This is a genomic window from Desulfobulbus alkaliphilus, from assembly GCF_016918545.1.
Classification (GTDB): domain Bacteria; phylum Desulfobacterota; class Desulfobulbia; order Desulfobulbales; family Desulfobulbaceae; genus Desulfobulbus; species Desulfobulbus alkaliphilus.
Window position 1 is genome coordinate 39,517 of record NZ_JAFFQC010000008.1, and the last position, 21,514, is coordinate 61,030.

A 21,514-nucleotide genomic window follows, 5' to 3' on the forward strand; every position below is an offset into this window, starting at 1 on the left:
TTCATCTGAATCTTGGCTTCGCAGCCAGATGCACTCTTCGGAAGACTCATTCCCTCCCGGCGGTACCATTCGCCAACGCGCCTTGATTCAGAACAAAATATCTCGTTTCTCGATGGACAACTGTTCGTTGCCGGCCGCACTCAGCGGCTGCAATCCAAGTTGCAGAAGTATCCTCCTTTTCCGTTGCCACTGCACTGTGCTGCCAAATCACAGTGTAAGACAGCAAAAACCGGAATGCGCTGCGAGTCAAGATTTTTCTAACCTGAAAATATCCCGAACCGGTTGACCCGTTTCATCTCGGGATGCAACCTCCGCCGGATTGCTGGCTCAATAGGTTTGGGCCGATTATTTCCTGTCAGGTGAACGTCACCGGCATCCCGTGGCCAAAGGAATACACTTTCCCACGACAGCAATGATGCTGACGATAGCATCCGGGGGCCATCAGGTCTCTTCCCTGCCTGTTGCTTCCCGGTCCGCACTCTTTTTTTTGCTTTCCAGGATTGGTCGAATATGCTTTGCTGAGAAAAATATCTGTCCACAACCTTGGATCCGTGACGGCTGAACTTTTATTTTGGGTATATCTTGCTGTACTCAGATTATCATGGCAGCGGAATCCTTGAGAATACCCTTCACCAGCCGCCCTTCGGGACGTTCGCTCACGGATCCAGGCACAATATTTCCTCTCCCCCCCCCTGCCACTGTCATGCCGCAATTGATCATATGCCAGGATGCCCAGAATTATCGACTGATAGAATTTGCACACTCCCTGACCATCGGCAGGGAGCCAGGCTGTGACGTTCTGCTCGATTCACCCCAGGTCTCGCGTCAACACGCCGCCATCCGCCGCAGTGCGGATGGGGAATACATGCTCCAGGACCTGGGCAGCACCAATGCCGTCTGGATGGAAAAGAAGAAAATTGATGCGGTGCCGCTCAGCCACGGCCAGACCTTCCGCATCGTCAATTTTTCTTTCACTTTTCTTGTCCATCAGGATCAGCAGGCTCCGCTGCCTGTCCTGGCCACCCCCCACCATTGTACCCAATCCGAGCCTGCTGTGGTCGAATCCGCGACCCTGTTTTTCCCGCACGAGATACCACCACCCCGTGCTGTTCAGCCTGAGGACACCTCCCCCTCGGAGTTCGAGACCAACCTGTTGCGGCTGTGCACTTTTTTTCACCAACTGCGACAGGCGGACAATGAACAGGCCCTGTGTGAACAACTGCTCACCGGGAGCCTCGAACTCATTCCTGCCCAGGGAGGATTTCTGGCCCTGCTCGACGAAAAGCAGCAACTCCTCTATGCCACCACCGCCCATTTTGACCCTGAAAAAGAACACCAGGCAATCCGGCAGGATATCGTCCGCCGGGTGATGATTGAAGGGTGTAGCGCCATGGGCGACCAGGAAGATCAGCACAAGCGGAGCAGCCGGGCCACCCGCCGTTCGACGTCGGTGATCTGTTCGCCCCTGCTGCAGCATGGAGGCACGAACGGGTGCCTGTACCTCGACCACCACCAGCCCGAAATTTTCTCTCAGATCCATCTCAGCATGCTTGAACTCATCAGCCTGCAAGGTGCTGCCCTTCTCGATACCCTTGTCACCCGAACCAGAATATCCAGTGATCGTCAATCGCTGACCGCGCGCCTGGCAACAAAGGATGAAACCATCATCCGCAGCGAGAAAATGCTTCGCCTTTATGAAGACATCCGCACCATTGCCCCCATCAATGTTCCCGTCTTTATTTCCGGAGAACCGGGCAGCGGCAAGGAACACGTTGCCGCCGCACTCCATTCTTTTTCCAAACGCAAAGGGGCGTACGTACCCCTCAATTGCGCTGCCATTCCTGAAGGTCTTTTCGAGAGCGAACTCTTCGGTTCCCGCAAGGGAGCCTTTCATGAAGCCATTGACAAACCGGGCAAGCTGGAGCTGGCCCATGGCGGCACCCTTTTTCTGGATGAGGTCGCGGATATGACCCTCACCCTGCAACCCAAGCTGCTCAGGTTTCTGGAAAACGGGGAAAGCACCAGGCTGGGTGATAATACCGTTAAAAAACTCGATGTCCGGGTCATAACCGCCACCAACCGAAACGTGGCGGCTATGATCGATGCCAGCGAATTCCGCGACGATCTGTATCAACGCCTCTCCTGTTTCACCTTGATCGTCCCGCCTCTTCGTGATCGCCGGGAAGACATCGAGCCCCTGACACGATATTTCCTGAAAAAATTCTCCCATGAGTACAACTGGCAGGAATCACCGTGCACCGACGGCGCCATGCAGCTCCTCCATCAGTACCATTGGCCAGGGAACATCAGACAGCTGCGCAATGTTCTCCTTCGTCTTGCCGTGCACACCCAGGGTAAAGCGATTACAGAAAAAGATATCCGCACGCTTTCCGATGAGTTTGCCACCTCGGCTTCGCCACGGCTCGATATGTTTCCCACCCTTGATGATGTCGAAGAAAAACATATCCGTTTCGCCCTTCGTCAGACCGCGGGCAATATTTCCGACGCCGCCGCCCTGGTCGGCATTGCCCGCTCCACCTTGTATCAGAAGATAAAAAAATATAACATTCTCCTGGATCCGTGACAGCTGGGCTGGTGTTTTGAATGTATTATACTGTAATCAAGGTGTACTTGTAGAAAAATAGGCATACCAGGTCTGCATTCGCCGTCCTTCATGACGTCCGTCCACACGCCATCTTCATTGCCCGTACCCATCCGATAAAGCCTTCTTTCATCGAACGGTCAGCAAGCAAGGATGCTGATCAGATCCAAAGTTTCCATACCCTTTGTCCGATAATCAGCCAACCATCGCAGAAAACTGACCGGAATCGAGACAAGGGAAAGAATCAAAAAAAATCATACATATCAAAATATTACCATAATAACCGCCCAATCTGTGTTCGATTTTCAAACACAGCCGATCCTGTTCCGCCGCTTCCCAGCAGCCTGCCTTCCCTTCTCTGATGTGACACCAACACGACCTAGTCACTATCTATTGAAAATATCAGTATTTTTTTACCGCAACAATTGAAAAATCTGGTTGGCACTTTGTTTGCTATTTACGGGCAGGCAATCAGTTCAACTCGTCTTTTTTCATTTCACAGGAGGTAGATGCATGCGAAAAAAAATGATACTCGCCGCAGCCCTGGTCTTTGCCATGGCCACAGCTGCCCAGGCCGATTCCACGCTTTCGGGATCATTTTTTAACAAAAGTAAAGGGTCCAATCATCATAACACCTACATTCTTACCAGCCAGAGTACCCACACTCATCCCTCCAAGGGTGAACAAGGTACTGAAAACAAGGCTCAAGGCACTCTGGTCAAGGCCGACGTACACAATGAGATCAGAAGAGCCGGGAACATCAGCAGTATGATCAAAGGTGGTAATGACAACCAGGCCAATGCCGCTTCCATCGCTGTCAACGGCAATGCATCGGTGACCGGATCCCTGAACAACAGGGTGGACACCAAAGGCAACATCACCAGCATGGTAAGAAACGGTGATCAGAATCTGGCCAATGCCGCCTCAATTTCTGTTTCTGGCGCGGTCATTGATGGTCACATCATCAACAACGTGCAAAGAACCGGCGATATCTCTGCCCTGGTCCAGAACGGCAGTAATAACCAGGCCAACGCCGCTGCCATCTCCATTCATTAACCTGGATCCGTGAGCGTTCGTCCGTGCGTCAGCTTTATTGTCTGTGACCGTTCGATTAAAGTAAACTTTATCGGACGGTTACGGGCAATGAAGATGGCGTGCGCACGGACGCCCCGAAGGGCGGCTGGTGAAGGTTCTCTTTAAGGATTCTGCTAAAATTGTAATAAGATTACAACAAGATATATCCAAAACAAGCGTCCAGCCGTCACGGATTCAGGATTAAACCCAGGGGTTCCCATGCCGGCCCGACAATGGCTGGGGCATGGGAAACCTCCTACATTTCAGAAGAATTTCGGAGGACCAGATGAAAACCATCCCAATAACCCTGCTCGGAGCGATACTCCTGGCTCCCGTCCTTGCCGGCGCCGATCTACTCAATATCCGCGCGGAAAACCAGGTGGAAAAAGGGGTACACCATGCGGTGGTGCAAGGGAACAATACTGTTGCCAATGCCTCCTCCATCCACATCCGGCAGAGCAACGCCAGGGAAATCAGCAACCTGGTCAGTGCGAGCGGCACTGTTTCCGCCTCGGCAACAGGTCATACCAACACGGTCAACAGTGCTTCCGTGCTCCTGGAGGACGCTACGGCCGGAAAAATCCATAATCGTGTCTCTGTCAAGGATCTCAACAATACCGTGCACGGCAGCAACAATGTGGCCAATATCGGCTCGGTCATGGTGCGTCAGGCCGCCACCGGTGCCGTTGATAACTCCCTGGAGGGAGGCAGTGTCCGTGGCGTGGTTCGCGGCGACAGCAATCGGCTCAACATCGGTTCCGTTCAGGTGAACAGCAATCATCGCGGCACCATCACCACCAGGATGGACACAGGCAACATCTCGGTGGCCATATCAGGAAAAAACACCGATATCGCTGTTGATTCGGTCATTATTGAATAGCAGGGAGGACAGGTCATGCCATTGCGCGCAATAGTCTTGTGGACGGTCTGCATCCTCTCAGGGGGCCTGGCGGCCGCCTGTCTGGCCAATGATCTCGATGACGGCATTGAAATCGATGACAGCATCGAACAGTACAGCACCATCGGCAACCGTCCCGATCTCAATTTTTCCTACCTGGCCCAACGTGCCCGCTCCCGAGCGGCAACCGGTACCGGCGGCATAGTCCGCACCAGGGAGGGGGTTCTCAACAGTGTCATCCTTGAACCGGGGTCTCAGTTGCATGGCGACATCGTCATCATTGATCAGTCCAGGGGCGACAAGACCATTATCGCTGAATAACTCGTGCATCGAGGCAAAGGTATGTTGTATTCGAAACAAAGAACACCGGGCTGGAAAAAGTGGCGCAAGGTCGTTCCGGTGCCGCTCATGGCTTTATTGCTGACCTCCTGCGCGCAGGTCGATCCCCGAAGGGTTGATATCGATCTGCAGCCAAGCCTGCCCGAGATCAAAGTCACCAGCTTTGACCAGCCATTGGCCGACCTGGGGAAAATGAGCCAGATCTACGGTAAACGCGTCATCATCCAGGGGCAGGACATTGCCGACCACACCGGCCTTTCCCAGTATGGGTTTGGAGAAATACCCCGGGATATCACGGAAATGACCAAGAGCGCCCTCAATTCCATCGGCGGCAACGTGGTCTACATCCCCTATGTCCCTGTATTCATCAACAATCAGATGGTCACCGGCTATTCCGATTTCCGGGATAAATATATTCCTGACATCGTTCTATCCGGCGGGATTACCGAATTTGACCGCGGCCTGCAGACCCGTGGCGCCAATACTGATTTCGGCGTGACCACCCGACCTTTCAATGTCAATGAATCCTGGGTGCCAAATGATTTCATTTCCGTTGATTATGGTCAGGGGACCAAGGAAAGCCTGGCGCGTATTACCCTGGATTTTAATCTGGTTGACTTCAGAACCATGTCCGGAGTTGCCCGCATGCAGACAGTCAACTCCATCGATGTGTATAAGGGGCTGGCTGCCAAAGAGCTTGGGTTCACCATTTTCGGACCCAGTTTCGGCTTCAAGGGTACGGTGACCAAGGTACAGGGCCGTCATGCCGCCATTCGCCTGCTCGTGCAAACCAGTGTGCTTCAGATTGTCGGCAAATATCTGTACCTGCCCTACTGGAAGCTGATACCGGAAATGCCGCCTGATCCGGTGGTTCTTGAACGAATCGCGGGAACCTACCGGCAACTCAGTGACCGGGACAAGATTGCCGAGATCCAAACCTGTCTGTATCTGAAAGGATACAATGTGTCCGTTGACGGCCGCCTTGATACACGAACACGCGAGGCCCTGGCCCGGTTCAAACCAGACGCCCAGGCAGCAGGCGCTCCACCGGATGCGGCCCTCTATATCGAGTTGTGGAGCTCCCTGGCCGACGATATGGATCAGGTGGCCGAACGTCGGCAACTGCTCGCCAGAAACCTGGAAGCCTTTGAAGCAGGGGAACGGATCGCCCGTACACCGGCCCGTGTACCGGTACGGGTCAACCCGGATCCCGCCGGCGGTCGCAAGACCGCACCGAAAACAGAAGCGGCAACCCCGGCAAAAATGGTGCCGGCGCCCTCTCCCTCGGCCGCAGCCACCGCTGTTGCCCAGGCGCAGCCCGATGAGAACGTTGGAGATGAAGCAGCCCCGGCAGCCGAGCAAAAGGAAAAAGACCAGGAAAATATTGCCCGAATCATGCGCAGGCCCTATCTACCAGGCAACACGTATTCCGTGGAGGCTTTGATCAATGAAAGAGCAGTGGTCGAATAGATTTCGCAGCGGTTTTTTAGCGGGGGCGCTGGTTGCCCTGTTGAGCTGCCTGTTGATGGCTGCAGTCTCCCACCCCTCGTCAACCCTGCCGGTGGCTGTGCTGCCTCCGGAAACCAAAGGGACAACACCGCTGTCCCTTGCCGGCCGCTATCAGATAGCTGCCTGCTCGGTGGACAGAGGAGGATGCGGAGTTTTTATCCTGGATACCGCAACCGGAATCACCAAGATTGTTTATGGTAAAGGGCCTGATGGCCGTACCGTCAATCATCTGGGAAAACCCTATGCACACATCCCCTGAAGGGCAGCAGCGGCAAAAGACAAGAGCACTCCCTTGCATCATTGTAACCCGCACTCCTCTTTCCGCTGGAAGAGCACCTGTTCCCGCAGAGCCGAGCGTAGGGCCATATATCATAATGAACCAAAAATACCTCTATCCAAGGAGATTGACATGCAATACCTGTCGTTCAACAAGACTGCGCCACTGCTAACCAGGCGGGCCAGGCTGCTGCTTTTCTCGGTGTTGGCCCTTGGTCTGACATTGCTCATTGCTCCGGCCAGCACCACGGCCTCCACCCTCCAGGGGGGCTATGGTCTGAAGATTTTTCGGGTTGAATCAGGACTGTACCCTTTTGTCCACGTCTATATGCGCACCTTTGACCAGGATATGAATCCTCTGGTGAATCTCAATGTGCTCAACATCGGTGTCATGGTCCAGGGACGAGCATATGATCCGCGCAAAAAACAATACTTCATCCAGCCGATTCGCAACCGTGAAGAGGCCATCCGTTCCATCCTGGTCCTCGATACGGACAAGAAGCTGCAAGGGGTCGAGTTTGAGAACCTGGTCCGGGCGGCTGCCCGCTTCATCGATGCCAAAAGGCCCCAGGATCAAATCGCGATCGTGGCCCTTGACAGCAGCAGTGAAGGCTACACGATCCTTTCCAACTTTGAACGGGAACCTGCCGCATTGGGTCGTCGTCTTGCCGACCTGCAGCCAAGGGCGGATAAAATCCGTCTGTATGACGGCGTGGCTGGAGCCATGCAGCTTGCAGGAGGTGTTGGCGGTGGTTCGGCCAGCAGCACGATTGATTATCCTGTGTCCACCTCCATCGTCATTCTCGCCACCGGCAAGGATGACGACAGTGCCATCAACCGCTCTGACCTGATGACCAGGATTGCCAACCTGCCTCTTCCGATCCCGATCTATTCCCTTGGCTTCACCGCTGGGAACAGTACCGGGCAGCGCAACCTCCAGGCCCTGTCCACCAATTCTTTCGGCAAACATTATCCCATCAGCGCTACCCACGACACCATAACCCGCAGTATCGAGAATATACAGAACATCATGCAGAGTGACTATGTCCTCACCTTCCGTGCCTATATTCCTGTTGACGGTGGCCGGCACAACGTCAAAATCGGGGTGGAATACCCCACCGACAGCGGTATCATGTACTATGACAGCTCCACCTTCGAGGCTCTTGAACCGCCCACCTTTCCCCAGATTTTAGAAGCCCAGCAGAAACTCGACGCCATCATGCCGGCGCTCAACAATGAAGAGTTGTACCTGAAAAACCCCTTTACGCCGCAACCTGTGGTCCAGCCGGTTGCCGCCGGTCGATAATTCCCACCCCCGTCCGGATACAGCCGGTTGATGTCCTCATGACCCGGAAAGACCCTCTTCAGCAGAAAAAGTCCGAACCACATCTGCACATGTTGCCGCGGGCAACACCGCGGGAGCCGCTACAGCTTCTGCACGATTGCCCGCGGATCGATCAGGCCCACGCGGCCTATCTGGTGGCTCTGGACACCGGCGTCTCATACCGGGAGTTCCGGCTCGGCACCATTGGGGTGAACATTGGTCGTGATGCCGATCAATGTGATATCGTTGTTGCCGGACCTGGTGTTTCTCGACTGCATGCCCATATCCGGGCCGATGCGATGGGCATTTTTCACCTCAAGGATCAGGGTTCAACCAATGGTCTGTTCATCAACGGCATCCCAATCCAGGCCAGGACCGCCCTCAACGATGGGGATCTGATCGGTCTCGGCCGCAGCAACGATCCTCACCTGCGCTTCCAGAAGCAGAGCATCCGAGCTCCTCGCCATCTCACCCTGCCCCCCCGCGCCCAATGGCTTATCGGCCGTGCCTCGGACTGTGATCTGCCCCTGCCAGGCGAACCCACCGTCAGCGCCCGACACGCCATCCTCACCAGACAGGGAACCCACCTGCATATCCTTGACAACTCCAGCCGCAACGGACTCTGGGTCAACGGTGTGGCACGTCAAAAAAGCCTGCTCTGCTCCGATGACACCGTCGTTATCGGCACCACCCATTTTCGTTTTCACCTCGAGGCAGACGGGGCTCTGACCGCGGTGCAACGGCAGTACGGTCAAAGTATCAAGCTCGAGTGCGTCGGCCTGGGTCTCACCAGCAAGGAGCGGCGCCGTCCTGGAAAAATACTTGTTGACGACCTGACCCTTTCCCTGGAACCGGGAGAATTCATCGGTATTCTCGGCCCCAGCGGCGCCGGAAAAACCACTCTGTTATCCCTGCTTTCCGGCTTGATCCTTCCCGATCGGGGCGACGTCCTGGTCAACGAAACTCCATTGGCCGCCACCGGAGACATGTTCCGGCATTCCATCGGCTATGTTCCTCAGGATGATATTCTCCACAGCGAACTGCGGGTGGAGGACAGTCTGGATTATATCGCCCGCCTGCGCCTGCCCCCGGACATGACCCCTCTGCAGCGCGACAGCATCGTTTCCGCCACCATCGAAAACCTGGGCCTCAACCGGGTTCGTCACCGTCCCATCCATCAACTGAGCGGCGGCCAGCGCAAGCGGGTTTCCATTGGCGCGGAACTGATCGTCCGGCCAAGCATTCTTTTCCTCGATGAACCGAGCGCAGGGCTTGATCCCAGCAGCGAAGAACGGCTGATGCACCATTTTCGGACCATGGCCCGCAGCGGCACCACGGTGGTCATCACCACCCATGTCCTCTACAACCTGGCCCTGCTCGACAAGGTAGCCATTCTTGCCCAGGGCAGGCTGGTCTTCTATGGTCACCCTGGCGAGGCGCTGGAATTTTTCAGTGAAAAGGGCCGGCCCCTGACCAGGGCGACCCGGATATTCGATCTGCTCACCGGGGAGAATCACCCCCGCGCAGCGGTTGCCAGGCATGCAGTCCTTGCCGACGAAGAGGAAATCGCCAGCAGGTATGCCCATCGATACCGAAAATCTCCCCTGTATTCTCGTCATATCGAGCAGCACCTCTCTCCTACCGCCCGTGCCCGACTCACCAGAAAAAAGGACGGGCGCATCGATACCCGGCCCGTTCTTCCCCCATTGACGATCTCCAGTCGCACCAGCCACGGCAGTGGCTCTCCATTGCTGACAGCAAAGACACCCTCCTGGATCCGCTCCTGGCTCATTCTCGCCTCCCGGCATGTGCACATCCGCTGTCTTGCCGGAAGACGACAACTGCTGTTGCTGTTCATTCCTCTGATCCTTGCGCTGGTGACTTTGTGCCAACAGATGCATGTCCCCCTTGGCGAAGAGGTGATCAGGGTGGAGAAAACAGCCCTGGAAGCAACGGTCGCCCAGGGAGGGCCGGTCATGGCACTGCAGCTCAAGGCCCTGCTTTCCCCTGCCGGCCACCAGGATCCCCGCTCCGCCGCCGAACTGTTGTATGCCCTGCGGTACCAGGGCGTCGGCAATCTGCCCATCCCCCTGAGTGTTGCCCTGATGATGGTGATGACCGCAGTGTTTTGCGGCACCCTGATCTCCTGCACCGAAATTTCCGCGGAACAAGCCATTTACCGCCGCGAGCGAATGGCCAATCTGCCCATAACGGCCTATCTTGGTGCAAAGCTCCCCTTCTGCCTGACGATTACAGCCGGGCAATGTTTCGTGTTCCTCGCTCTCTGCTGGCTGCATCCTTCCCTGCGTCAGACGGCTTTCTTTTCCGTCTGGTTGACCATGACCGCCATCGCCTGGTGTTCGGTGACCATCGGCCTGTTCCTCAGCAGCCTCGATTCCTCCCCAGGTCGCTTTTCCGTACTCCTGGCCATAGCCGTAGTCCTGCCACAGCTGGTCTGCTCCGGTGGCATCGGGCCGGATTTTTATGCCCATATGCACCATCTGCTGCGGATCACCGCCGACCTGCTGCCTGCGCGCTGGGGGCTTGAGATGATCTGTACCGCACTGTACACACCCCTGCTCAATGGAGAAACACGCTGGATTGAGACCACCATCCGGGAAGTGATAGGTTTTGACTTCGGCAGATCGGTCTATTATAGTGGATTGATTGTCCTAACGACCCAATCCCTTCTTTGGCTTTTTTTCAGTGCATGGCTTCTGAAACGCCGCGATCCCCGCTGAATGTCCCGGAAACACTTGCTGCCGGCAATCATCCTCAACATTCACCCACGAGTTCGACTCCCAGTGCTGCCGGGCAGCTGATTGCCGGCCGATACCTGCTCAAGCGCCCGCTGGGGGAGGGCGGCATGGGACATGTCTACCTGGCTGAAGATCAATTCCTGCTTCGGCAGGTAGCTGTGAAAACCATCCGTCCAGAGCTGAGCATGAACACAGAAGTTCGGGAGCGGATCAGAAGTGAATGCCGCATGCACGCCGCCATCGGTACTCACCCCCATATTGTCACCCTGTACGACTCTCTTTCCGATGACGGGCGACTGTATCTGATTATGGAATATTTTGCCGGTGAAACGCTGGCGCAGCGGCTTGCCGCCCGATGCGGGGACCCGCCTCTTCCCCTGGAGCAAACGCTAGCTATCGTTCACCAGATCCTCCAAGCCCTGGCCTGCATTCACAGCCATGATATTGTCCATCGCGATATTAAAACGGCAAACATACTCATCAGGGGTCAGGGGGACAATCTATGGCTGGTGAAACTGACTGATTTTGGGATCGCCCGGGTCGAGACCGGCTGGCATGGCCAGACCAGCCTGACCCAAATCGGCGGGCAAGGCCCGGGCACCCCGGCCTACATGGCGCCTGAGCGCATCGATTCCCGGGCCTTCGGTACTATCAGGCCCGCCACCGATCTCTACGCGGTCGGCATTATACTCTATGAATTGTTGACTGGAGCGCCTCCCTTCAGCGGCACAATGGCCGAGGTATTCACCGGGCACCTCATGCAGGCCCCGGACCTGGAGAGAGTGCCGGCGTCAGTCCCGGCTGGACTGCGGACGATTCTGGACAAGGCGCTTGCCAAGCAACCGTTGGACCGGTACCAGCATGCCGACGCTTTTGCCTCTGCGCTCACCGCCGCGGCCGCAATTCCTCTTCCCCCACCTGTGTACTCGCCAGGCCAGGAACAAGCGACTCTCGTCGCCGGCAGCTTCCCTCCCGCAAAGGAGGCCGCGACCATTCTCATCCCTGCGCAAGAAGTCTCGAGCCGCATCACCTGGAACAGAACCCGGATCACTGTTGCTGTTCTCCTGCTGACAACCGCGGTCCTTTTGTATTTTGGTCTTCGTTTCCTGCTCCATCAACCTCTGAGCAGCCAGTTTACCGAAACGGCCCGACCGATGCAGACCGTACCTGCCGAGGTGGATATCGAACCTGGCGCTATCCGGAGCACCGGAAGCAGGGAGCAGAGCGGATCAGCCCTGCAAACCGTCGAGGAAGCGCGTCGAGGCAGCCATACCTCGACACCCCCAGGCGGCCAGAACAATGCCAATGAAACCTCGTCCTCGGAATGGCAGGTTCTGGAGCAGCAAACCCGAAAAATTCGCTGACCAGGGTCTTGAAATCCATGCATAACCTGATATATGCCACGCTCTGCATTGCCGCCCTTTTCCTGCTCCCCGGCTGCGCTCCTCTTGTTGTCGCCGCCGGTGCCGGCGCCGGTTATCTGGTCGCTGATCAGGAATCCAGGCAAAAGGTCGACCATTTCTTTCAGGATCTGAACAAATCGATCAAAAAAAGTACCCGCAGAATTCTTGGAGAACAGCAGACCAGGAAACAAATCGCGCATCAACCGTCAGCCGGCTTCACCCTCACCATTCAGCAGGATACGCTCACACCGACAAGTGTCCTTCCGGGTGAACGGATCAATCTCAGGGTGCAATACGCTATCATGGGAGCGCCGGCCGCGGGAATACGCATCAGCAAACAACAGACCCTGTTTTTTGCAGGCAAACAGGTCACGGTCATCAACAAGGAATCAACAACCAGAACAAACGGGACCTGGGAAAACACCTTGGCCTTTGCGGTGCCGAAATCCGCACAACCCGGCACCTATACGGTCAAGCAGGAAATCAGCGCCCAGGGGAAGACCCGATCCACTCAACGGACTTTTACGGTCCGCTGAAAACAAGAACACCCCCTTTTGTAGCCCTTGACAAAGCAACGGAAAGGACCAGGTTGGCGAACAGAACAGACCGATGGATATGACCGCAACCGACGACAACCCTTGCGCTCCACTTGGCTTTTCCTTGATATGTTGAATAGAAGGGCCCAGCCGACGTCCCCTGCAACCCATCACCAGCTCTTCGGGTTCAGGGTACAGGTTTCGGCAAAAACCGATCCGGGCCGTGTCCGCCCAACCAATGAAGACAGCTACCTGCTCCTTGCCCGCGCCGGTGTCTTTGCCGTTGCCGATGGCCTGGGCGGATTGGAGGCAGGAGAGGTCGCCAGCACCATAGCCCTGACCCACCTGGAGGCGCTCAGCACCGACCTGAACCAGTACCAGAAATCCGGGCCGTGTCCACGGACGATAGCCCAACTCCACGAAAACATTGCCATCGTCAACAAGCGTACCCATGAACACAGTACCCGCGTCAGCAAGACCATGGCCACAACCCTGGCCATGGTGCAGTTCCATCCACACGGTGTACTCATTGCCCATGTAGGTGACAGCCGGGTTTATCTCTGGCGGAACACGCACCTTCTTCAATTAACCAGTGACCATTCACTGGTCAACCAACTGCTCGATCAGGGCACCCTGACCGCCCAGGAAGCGTCCCGTTCACCGCAGCGCCATATCATCACCCGGGCGATCGGTGCCGCACCAGTGGTTGCGCCTTCCATACAGGAGCAACCACTTCGCAATGGGGATGCCCTCTTGCTCTGTACCGACGGATTGACCGGCATGTTGAGCGATACTGATATCGCCCGTATCATCCATAGCGGTAACGGCGCCGCTGATTCTATGGTGGAACAGTTGGTGACCGCCGCCAATCAGGCCGGAGGGCAAGACAACATCACTGTGCTGCTCCTGATCATAGAAGCCGCGGAGGTGTGATCGGCCGCCCTCTCCCCAGACCTCAAGCGCCTCTCCCTGCAGAGACAGGGTATCCCGGGTTAGCCGGGACACCCTGAGCTTGAACAGAAACGATGGAGGGACAAAAACAACTGGATTGCAGAGCGGAGAACCAGGGTCCATAAACAAGGGGAGGTGGGACAAGCACCTCAAAAAAAAACCCCAGGAAGCCTGGGCTTCCCGGGGTTATTGGCACTGCTCAGGTGCCGACCGCGTATGCTGATCCTGGGATCTTAGCCACGTGGTGCAGGCGGCTTGGCCAGCCAGAGGAGGAGCAGCGAGATGGCCATAACAGCGGATGCTGTGGCAAAGGGGATCATGTAGTTCCCCTGAACAGCGTACAGCCAGCCACCAACCGTTGGCCCAGCCAGGCCGGCAAAACCAAAGGAGCTGAACAGCAGCCCGTAGTTGGATCCCTGCGCCGTGGGCCCATAGTAGGCCAGCGTGGCGGAGGGGAACAGGGTGAACTGGGCACCATAGTTCCAACCAAAGATCAAGGCAACGATCCACAGCAGGGTCGCGTTACCAGCCATCGGGTAGATGAGCAGCAGCATGACGACCTGGATCGACCAGAGCAGCATAAAGCATGGTCTGACCCCGATCTTATCGACAAAACCGCCGATGACGACCCGGACAGCCGCATTGGAGAAAGCGAGAACACTGACAGCCCCAGCTGCAGCCATGGGTGCCAGGCCCCGGTCAATACCAGCACCTGCCAGATGGCCGACAACCATCAGGCCGGAAAAACAGGAGCAGAAGAAGGCGGCATAGAGCATCCAGAACTGCGGTGTAGCCTTGGCTTCATCGTGGGTGTAATCGACCTGTGCCTTGGTTCCCGGTGCGGGCGCGGGGGGCGTATAGCCGGCGGGCTTCCAGCCGGCGGGGGGGTTCTGGAGGCAGAAAGCGGAGAGAACACCCAGAACACCCATGACAATCCCCATATACCAGAATACCGGACGCCAACCCATGTTTTCAATCATCCAGGTGGCAATGGGCGCCATGATAAAGGAGCCGAGTCCCAGACCGACAACGGAAAAACCAGTGGCAAGGGATCGTCTATCCGGCCACCATTTGGGACCGGTGGCGATGGGCGGCAGATACATCATACCACCACCGAGACCGCAAATGAGACCGTACGTGATATACAGGCCCATTTTGGAGTTGATGAACCCGGAAGCGCAAAAACCTATCAGGACGAGCACGGACCCCATGAGGACGACTTTACGGGGACCGATTTTGTCGCTGAGGCGACCGGAAGGAATGGTGGTCAAACCAAAGACGAAACAGCAGATTGAAAAGGCCAGCGCAATTTCAGCGCGCGTCCAACCGAATTCAGCTTGGAACGGTGCGATGAAAACACTCCATGCGTAGAGCAAAAGGCCGCAGGCGGTACTACCGAGCAAACCTCCCAACAAAGGTACCCAACGTGGTAAAGTGGCGACAGGAACATCACTTGTAGCTTGTGCTTGACTCATTAATGCACTCCCCCTTTTTTTATTTTAGGTTAACTGCTTACGGCTTAGCACTCCTGACTCTCGACGTTTTCACCTCCCTATTGTCTTGGATATTATTGGTTGTTTTCCTTCTTCAAGGGTCTCCTACCTATTGTGTTTCGACTATAAAGGAGAAGGAAAGCACTGTCAATCAACAAAACGCATGCTTTTGGCCTGTCTCGCATTTTCTTGGCAGAAGAGCACCATCGACCCGATCTCTCCCCCGTGCATCAAGAACGGATCGCTTCGACTCATTCCGACGCTCCCACAGGGTGTCCCGCACACCAATTGCTGGTCACCTGCAGGGCGTGAAAACCGGTCCTCTTCAACCGGCAAGAGGCACGGCAAAGAGCACGCACCTCCCTGCCGTGTAAAAAACAATGAAAATTCAAATCAGTATCGAAAAAAGACAACGTGCCGTCTGTCCATCCGGTCCGGTCCTGTGCGAACCAATCAGCCCACAGGGGCCGGGCCATCCCCGACCAGCGGTACCACTTTAACCACCTGAAAACGGACCAGATGTTTCGGGCCTTTGGCCACGTCCTCTTGCGGACTGAGGTGCCGGCGGGTCATGGAGGCGATCAGTTCAGGGTCATCGGATTCATCGAGCTTGCGCAGAAAAAGGCGCAGACCTTTGAACCCCGGCCCCTGCTCAATAAACATATAATTAGCATGACCGTTCTCTTTCAGGTGAGCATAGGTGAGGCGCTCGCGCATGATAAAGGTCAGGCTGCCATCGTCCATGACATGCGGCCGGGCATAGATGGCGGTCGTCACCTCCCCGGAGACAGCGGCGGTGGCCAATATTCCGGTGCCCTGGGTTTCGGCAAAATACTCCTGCAGTTGCATTTCAGTTCTTCCTCCATGAGACAATGTATTGTACAGGTATCTTTACCGGACAAGACCGGCAAAAAACATCGAATGCTCAAAATACTCGAAAACCGCTGAAAATACGACAGTGAAGACCATCGTCACTCCCGCTGCCCGTGCGGCACTGATTATATCCGCGTTCCTGATCACCCGGCCGACCAGCCGTGGTCAGTGCCTGCTTCCTGGCACTCTTTGCAAACAGTGCCAGACCGGACCACCCAGCCACAGCCCGACGTCCGGAGCCACAGCCTTATGAGATCCGGACCAGCCATGTCCCCGGTGATTCTCATGTTTACTGGGGCCTTTATTATCTCTTTTTCAGGCGTCTGGGTGCAGTTGGCCCAAGTTTCACCAACTGCTTCCGCTTTTTACCGGGTCTTTTTCGGCTTCCTCTTTCTGCTTGCCATCTGCCTCTGCAAAGGTGATCCATGGCACCTCAGCGTCCGACACCTGGCCTGGGCCATCCTCTGCGGCTTTTTTTTCGCTCTGGACCTGTTCTGCTGGCATGCCAGCATCCTGTACATCGGCCCGGGCCTGGCGACCATCCTGGGAAATTTTCAGGTCTTCTGCCTGGCGATCATTGGCATTTTGTTCCTCGGGGAAAGGCCCCGCATCACTTTTCTGCCGGCTCTTCCCCTCGCTGGCTGCGGCCTGTTTCTTGTGGTCGGCACTGATTGGCAGGCCTTGCCGCCGACATATCGACTCGGTCTTGTTCTGGGCCTGATGACCGCGATCAGCTACAGCGGCTTTCTTCTTATCCTCCGCAAACTCCAAGGAGCCGCCAGTTCCTCCTCCTTTTTTTTCAACCTGATGCTGGTTTCCGGGGCCACCGCTTTTTTTCTGGGCGGGTATATGGTCATGGCCGGTGAATCCTTCACCATCCCTGACACCACCAGCCTGGCAGCCCTCCTCGGCCTCGGTCTGCTCAGCCAGACCATTGGCTGGTCCCTGATTGCCAACGCCATGCCGAAAATTCCCGCCTCCCTGGTCGGGTTCCTCCTCCTGCTGCAACCAGCCCTGACCTTTGTCTGGGATGTCCTGTTTTTTTCTCGACCAACATCCTTGATCAATTGGCTGGGGGTTCTGGTGCTCCTTGGAGCACTGTACCTCGCCATGCTGGGCAGTGGCCAACCCGCCCCGGCATCAACACCCAGGCACGACAACCATCACCTTGACGAATCCGGAGAAACACCACCATGAGCGAAGAACAAAAGGAATTGCAGGAACTGCAGCAACAGATCGAACTCATCCTTGAGGCAGCGGCAACCGATGACCTGGACACCATCTACGATCATCGCGCCACCATCGTGTCCATGTATGCCCAGGCCATGGCTGAATTCCATTTTCAAGAAGATCAGCTCAGCTGGCTTAACGAACTCCTGGGCGCGGTGGAAACCAACGACATGGTCGCCTGCCATCAACTGCTGGAACAGGAAAGCGACACGGATACCCGTTTTCTCGCCAGCCAGTTCATGGCGGTCATGGCCGGTTTCTTTCATCATGACGAATGCCTGACCCTGATCCAGGCCATTGGCCTCAAGGCCTTGCTGGAAGGAATGGCTGAGGAAGAATGAAAAATCACTCCTGAACATCGATCGAAATGGTTTGGCGGCCTCAACAGCGCTCTCATTGGCAAAAAATCATAAAATAATCACCCTGTATGGACAGAAAACAATTCAGGGTATACTTTCTGGAAATAAAGTGTTTTATCCAGTTTTATCCAGTAAAAGAGATTTTGTGCTGCATCGAGGCACACTGATATCCAGGATAGAGGTTCTCCTGGGAGGAGTCCATTTGACCGCGCAGCAAAGAGTCAGGGCTGCAGAGCTGTTTGCTGATGGATACCGGTACGGTATTTGTGCGGTATACTGTCCGCCGGCTCCCACGAAACCTCCTGTTCAATGTCGCCTTACGAGAGCCTGATGAGATACCCATGGACGCAAAAACACTCCACACCAGTGGTCAACTGGAGCGAAGGGTAGAGAGCGCCCGTCGCCTCCTGGGGCGATGCATCCTCTGTCCCCGTCGTTGTCGGGTTAATCGCCTTGCCGGCGAGACCGGCCTGTGTGCCACCGGTCTCCGGGCGCGGGTAGCAAGCTATGGCCCCCATTTCGGTGAAGAACAGCCCCTGGTGGGAACCCACGGTTCCGGCACCATATTTCTGGCCGGCTGCAGCCTGCATTGCTGTTTCTGCCAGAATGACGATATCAGCCGGGGGAGTGATGCAGGCCAAGAGGTTGATGCCACTGATTTGGCGGCCATCATGCTCGAACTCCAAGCCATGGGCTGTCATAATATCAACCTGGTGACCCCAAGCCATGTGGTCGCGCAGATCCTGGCTGCCTTGCCGCCGGCAATCGAAGGCGGCCTTGACCTGCCCCTTGTATACAACTGCAGCGGGTACGAAAGTACTGTTGCCCTGACCCTCCTGGATGGGATCATCGATATCTACATGCCCGACTTCAAGTTCTGGCGGCCGGAAACCGCAGCCCGCTACGCCAATGCTCCCGACTATCCCGAGCGGGCCAGGGAGGCCCTGGTGCGCATGCACCGTCAGGTCGGTGACCTGGCCTTGGACTCGAATGGATACGCCCGGAGCGGTTTGCTGATCCGTCACCTGCTCATGCCGGACATGATCGCGGAAACCGAACAGATCCTGCATTTCATCGCCACCCGCCTCTCTGCCCATACCTATGTCAACATCATGGGCCAGTATCATCCCTGCGCCAGTGCCAATCAATTTGAAGAATTACGCCGCACCATAACCGGGGCCGAATACCGACAGGCTTTGGAGGCGGCCCGGGCAATGGGCCTGACCCGGCTGGATCAACCAGACCTTTCCCGACTGTTACGCCGTCTGCAGCGATGAGATGCAAGATATTTTTTTGACGTAAGGCTCTGGTTCTGGTATCTGCATGCAATACCTTGCCTGAATAGGTTGTATTGACCAGAATCTGTTTGCTACCGTCCTGGATCCATTCGCGCTCGTTTGCACATGAGCGATCACAGGCACCCCATCTTTACCCGGCCAAAACTGGCTGCACAATGGGGTGAGAGCAGGCAGCCGCACCTGGACAGATCTGGAGTGCCTGTACGTACCCTCGTCCAACACACAAGCATGACAAACCAGCCAGCTGCATCCCCGTGTTTGACTCCCTTTGCACGCCCTGAAGAGCGACGGGGACAGGTTGATTCAGAAACAAATTCTCCATATTTATAAATACATTTCAGCGTATTATATCATTACATCAAACAAAGAATCCATCCGTCACGGATTCAGGACCATCTCCTCTTAGACCAGGAGCATCGGTCTCCGGCTCCCGGCATTTTATTCCTTTGACAGGAGAGTATCATGAGTACCCAGACCCCCATCCGTTTTGCTGACCGCATGAGCCAGCTGCCACCCTATCTCTTCGGCATGATCAATAAAATCAAGATGGAAAAACGGTGGCAGGGCATCGATGTCATCGATCTCGGCATGGGCAACCCCATGGATCCGACGCCGGACAGAGTGACGGAAAAACTCTGTGAAGTGGCGGTGGATCCTAAAACCCACCGCTATCCGGCCGCCGGCGGGATGAAAAACCTGAAGCGCGAAATCGCCCTGTATTATAAGCGCAAGTATGACGTCGAGTTGAATGGCGAAGACGATGTCATCTGCACCATTGGCTCCAAGGAGGGCATCTCCCATCTCTGTCTGGCCCTGCTCGGTCCGGGTGATACGGTGCTGGTGCCTTCACCGGCCTTTCCCATCCATGTCTACGCCGCGGTCATCGCCGGAGCAAGTGTTTTCCGTTTCCCCCTGGGATCGGAGGAAGATTTTCTTCGTCAGGTCAGGGAAATGTGCAAATCGCTCTATCCCCATCCCAAACTGGTGATGCTCAACTACCCCCATAATCCCACCGGCACCCTGGCCTCGCGAGAATTTTTCCAGGAAATCGTCGCCCTGGCCAAGCGGTTCAATTTCATGGTCATCAACGATTTCGCCTACGGCCAGATCACCTATGATGGCCTTGTGGCCCCATCCTTCCTGGAGATCCCCGGGGCCATGGATGTGGGCGTTGAATTCGGCTCCTTCTCCAAATCCTACAACATGGCTGGCTGGCGGCTGGGTTATTGCGTCGGCAACACGGAGATCATCAAGGGACTGGCCAGCATCAAGGGGTATTACGATTACGGTATTTTTTCCGCTATCCAGGTGGCCGGTATTGTCGCCATGCGTGACTGTGACGACATCATTGTCGAACAGGTGGCCATCTACCAGAAGCGTCGGGACGTGCTGTGCGAAGGCCTTGTTCGCATGGGCTGGGAGGTGGAGAAACCCAAGGCCGGGATGTTTCTCTGGGTGAAAATCCCTGAGCCCTACGTACGTATGGGCTCAATCCGCTTTTCCGTCGAGATGATGAACCGTGCCAACGTGGCCCTGGCTCCCGGGGCCGGGTTCGGTGAGGAAGGCAATGACTTTCTCCGCCTGGCCCTGGTGGAAAACGAAAATCGCATCCGTCAGGCTCTGAAGCAAATGAAACGGGCCATGGTGGAAATCGACCAGGAGATCAATGCCGGTATTTTTATTCTTGAGGACAGCGGACAGGAAGCATGAGGTGTATCGTCGCTGGCCTCCCCTTTCTGCTGCCGGTCCATCAATATACCAGCCAGCTCAGGGAACCATCAAGGGATATGAGGCAACAAAAGCACTGATGATCAACCGCTTCTTCACCCAGTCCAGTCGCATGCTGGTGTTGAGCATGCAGGCCCTGATCAGGAAAAACCATCTCTCCCCGGCCGCTGCCGAGACCGTTGCCGTTGTCTCCCGGTAACCCGCAAGCTGCCCTGCTGCCACCGCCGGCGAACATTCTCCTGGACCACGAACCGAGGCTTCAACAGGCAAGCATCTCGCGCCAGTTCAGCTGTGGAAAGACGGTTGCCAGCATGTGATCATCGTCAACCAGGGTAACGACAGGAGCGGCAAAAGTTTGTTCCGCCAGGGGCAGCACCAGGTCCGGCGGCGTGACCGTGTCGTATTTGCCGATAATGATCCGGGTTGGGGTGGTGATTTTGACCGCGGGAGGGACGAAATCGGCGAAGTTCAGGGCCGGGGCCAGCAATATCAGGCGGTGGCACTGTTGCGGATAGCGGCTACAGTGGATGGTGGCCATGAGACCACCAAAACTCGAGCCTACCAGGATCAGGTGGGAGAGGCCTCGGCATTGCTCCGCCAACTGCTCCAGACGCGCGGCCAGGTCACCATGATAGTCCCGGCGCAGCATGGCGGGAAAATGGTGGGCAAACCATCGCCCCTTGGTGCCCTGGGCCGATGAATCGAGACCGTGCAAAAAAAGCAGCCTTTTCTCCATGGTTTTCTCTCCTTGCTGGCATCGTCTCCGGACCCGGAAAAAGAATCAAGATTGGACAAATCGGGCCCTTCAAGATATAGTATGGGGTTATTTTAAGCTTCGGCCCCTCTCTTTTCTGTCCCATCC

At 56.0% G+C, this 21,514-nt stretch carries 19 protein-coding genes; 16 read left to right on the forward strand and 3 right to left on the reverse strand.

Annotated features, from left to right (window positions below; all coding sequences use genetic code 11):
* Positions 1–601 precede the first annotated feature (601 nt).
* The 11 genes from JWG43_RS05945 to JWG43_RS05995 all read left to right on the forward strand — a co-directional run bounded on the left by JWG43_RS05945 (position 602) and on the right by JWG43_RS05995 (position 13,653).
* Complete coding sequence (locus JWG43_RS05945) at positions 602–2,584, forward strand: sigma 54-interacting transcriptional regulator (protein ID WP_205241906.1); 1,983 nt, start codon at positions 602–604, stop codon at positions 2,582–2,584.
* 531 nt (positions 2,585–3,115) lie between these two features.
* Positions 3,116–3,658 carry a hypothetical protein gene (locus JWG43_RS05950; RefSeq protein WP_205241907.1) on the forward strand — a complete coding sequence of 181 codons (543 nt, stop codon included), beginning with the start codon at positions 3,116–3,118 and terminating at the stop codon, positions 3,656–3,658.
* Between the two features lie 304 nt (positions 3,659–3,962).
* A complete protein-coding gene (locus tag JWG43_RS05955; RefSeq protein ID WP_205241908.1) occupies positions 3,963–4,556 on the forward strand; it encodes a hypothetical protein in 594 nt (197 codons plus the stop codon).
* Between the two features lie 15 nt (positions 4,557–4,571).
* Positions 4,572–4,895 carry a hypothetical protein gene (locus JWG43_RS05960; RefSeq protein ID WP_205241909.1) on the forward strand — a complete coding sequence of 108 codons (324 nt, stop codon included), beginning with the start codon at positions 4,572–4,574 and terminating at the stop codon, positions 4,893–4,895.
* Between the two features lie 21 nt (positions 4,896–4,916).
* Complete coding sequence (locus tag JWG43_RS05965; protein WP_205241910.1) at positions 4,917–6,383, forward strand: hypothetical protein; 1,467 nt, start codon at positions 4,917–4,919, stop codon at positions 6,381–6,383.
* A complete protein-coding gene (locus JWG43_RS05970) occupies positions 6,361–6,681 on the forward strand; it encodes a hypothetical protein (protein ID WP_205241911.1) in 321 nt (106 codons plus the stop codon). Before JWG43_RS05965 ends, JWG43_RS05970 begins: the two co-directional genes overlap by 23 nt.
* Positions 6,682–6,831: 150 nt before the next feature.
* A complete protein-coding gene (locus JWG43_RS05975) occupies positions 6,832–8,004 on the forward strand; it encodes a vWA domain-containing protein (RefSeq protein WP_205241912.1) in 1,173 nt (390 codons plus the stop codon).
* A gap of 38 nt (positions 8,005–8,042) precedes the next feature.
* Positions 8,043–10,763 (forward strand): FHA domain-containing protein, encoded by a 2,721-nt coding sequence (locus JWG43_RS05980; RefSeq protein WP_205241913.1) that lies wholly within the window; start codon positions 8,043–8,045, stop codon positions 10,761–10,763.
* A complete protein-coding gene (locus JWG43_RS05985; protein WP_205241914.1) occupies positions 10,733–12,145 on the forward strand; it encodes a serine/threonine-protein kinase in 1,413 nt (470 codons plus the stop codon). The genes JWG43_RS05980 and JWG43_RS05985 overlap by 31 nt, the downstream gene beginning before the upstream one ends.
* Positions 12,146–12,162: 17 nt before the next feature.
* Entirely contained in the window at positions 12,163–12,720 is a 558-nt protein-coding gene (locus JWG43_RS05990) for a hypothetical protein (RefSeq protein ID WP_205241915.1), read from the forward strand.
* A gap of 129 nt (positions 12,721–12,849) precedes the next feature.
* Entirely contained in the window at positions 12,850–13,653 is an 804-nt protein-coding gene (locus JWG43_RS05995; protein WP_205241916.1) for a protein phosphatase 2C domain-containing protein, read from the forward strand.
* Positions 13,654–13,904: 251 nt separating this feature from the next.
* Here the strand turns inward: JWG43_RS05995 and JWG43_RS06000 are convergent, their stop codons facing one another.
* Together JWG43_RS06000 and JWG43_RS06005 are read right to left on the reverse strand one after the other, a co-directional pair.
* Positions 13,905–15,146, reverse strand: coding sequence for an L-lactate MFS transporter (locus JWG43_RS06000; RefSeq protein WP_205241917.1), 1,242 nt, complete (start codon positions 15,144–15,146; stop codon positions 13,905–13,907).
* A gap of 471 nt (positions 15,147–15,617) precedes the next feature.
* On the reverse strand, positions 15,618–16,013 hold the full coding sequence (locus JWG43_RS06005; protein WP_205241918.1) for a pyridoxamine 5'-phosphate oxidase family protein: 396 nt from the start codon (positions 16,011–16,013) through the stop codon (positions 15,618–15,620).
* A 273-nt stretch (positions 16,014–16,286) separates the two neighbouring features.
* Between JWG43_RS06005 and JWG43_RS06010 the strand changes: the two genes are divergently transcribed.
* The 5 genes from JWG43_RS06010 (at position 16,287) to JWG43_RS06030 (ending at position 20,851) form a co-directional block, all read left to right on the forward strand.
* Positions 16,287–17,234 (forward strand): DMT family transporter, encoded by a 948-nt coding sequence (locus JWG43_RS06010; protein WP_240193423.1) that lies wholly within the window; start codon positions 16,287–16,289, stop codon positions 17,232–17,234.
* Positions 17,231–17,608, forward strand: coding sequence for a hypothetical protein (locus JWG43_RS06015; protein WP_205241919.1), 378 nt, complete (start codon positions 17,231–17,233; stop codon positions 17,606–17,608). Before JWG43_RS06010 ends, JWG43_RS06015 begins: the two co-directional genes overlap by 4 nt.
* A 359-nt stretch (positions 17,609–17,967) precedes the next feature.
* Positions 17,968–18,903 (forward strand): radical SAM protein, encoded by a 936-nt coding sequence (locus JWG43_RS06020; protein ID WP_205241920.1) that lies wholly within the window; start codon positions 17,968–17,970, stop codon positions 18,901–18,903.
* 483 nt (positions 18,904–19,386) lie between these two features.
* A complete protein-coding gene (locus tag JWG43_RS06025; protein WP_205241921.1) occupies positions 19,387–20,634 on the forward strand; it encodes an aminotransferase class I/II-fold pyridoxal phosphate-dependent enzyme in 1,248 nt (415 codons plus the stop codon).
* A gap of 1 nt (position 20,635) precedes the next feature.
* Positions 20,636–20,851, forward strand: coding sequence for a hypothetical protein (locus JWG43_RS06030; protein WP_205241922.1), 216 nt, complete (start codon positions 20,636–20,638; stop codon positions 20,849–20,851).
* A 60-nt stretch (positions 20,852–20,911) separates the two neighbouring features.
* Here JWG43_RS06030 and JWG43_RS06035 read toward each other — a convergent pair whose 3' ends face one another.
* Positions 20,912–21,388, reverse strand: a complete 477-nt coding sequence (locus JWG43_RS06035) for an alpha/beta fold hydrolase (protein WP_240193424.1) — start codon at positions 21,386–21,388, stop codon at positions 20,912–20,914.
* Positions 21,389–21,514 lie beyond the last annotated feature (126 nt).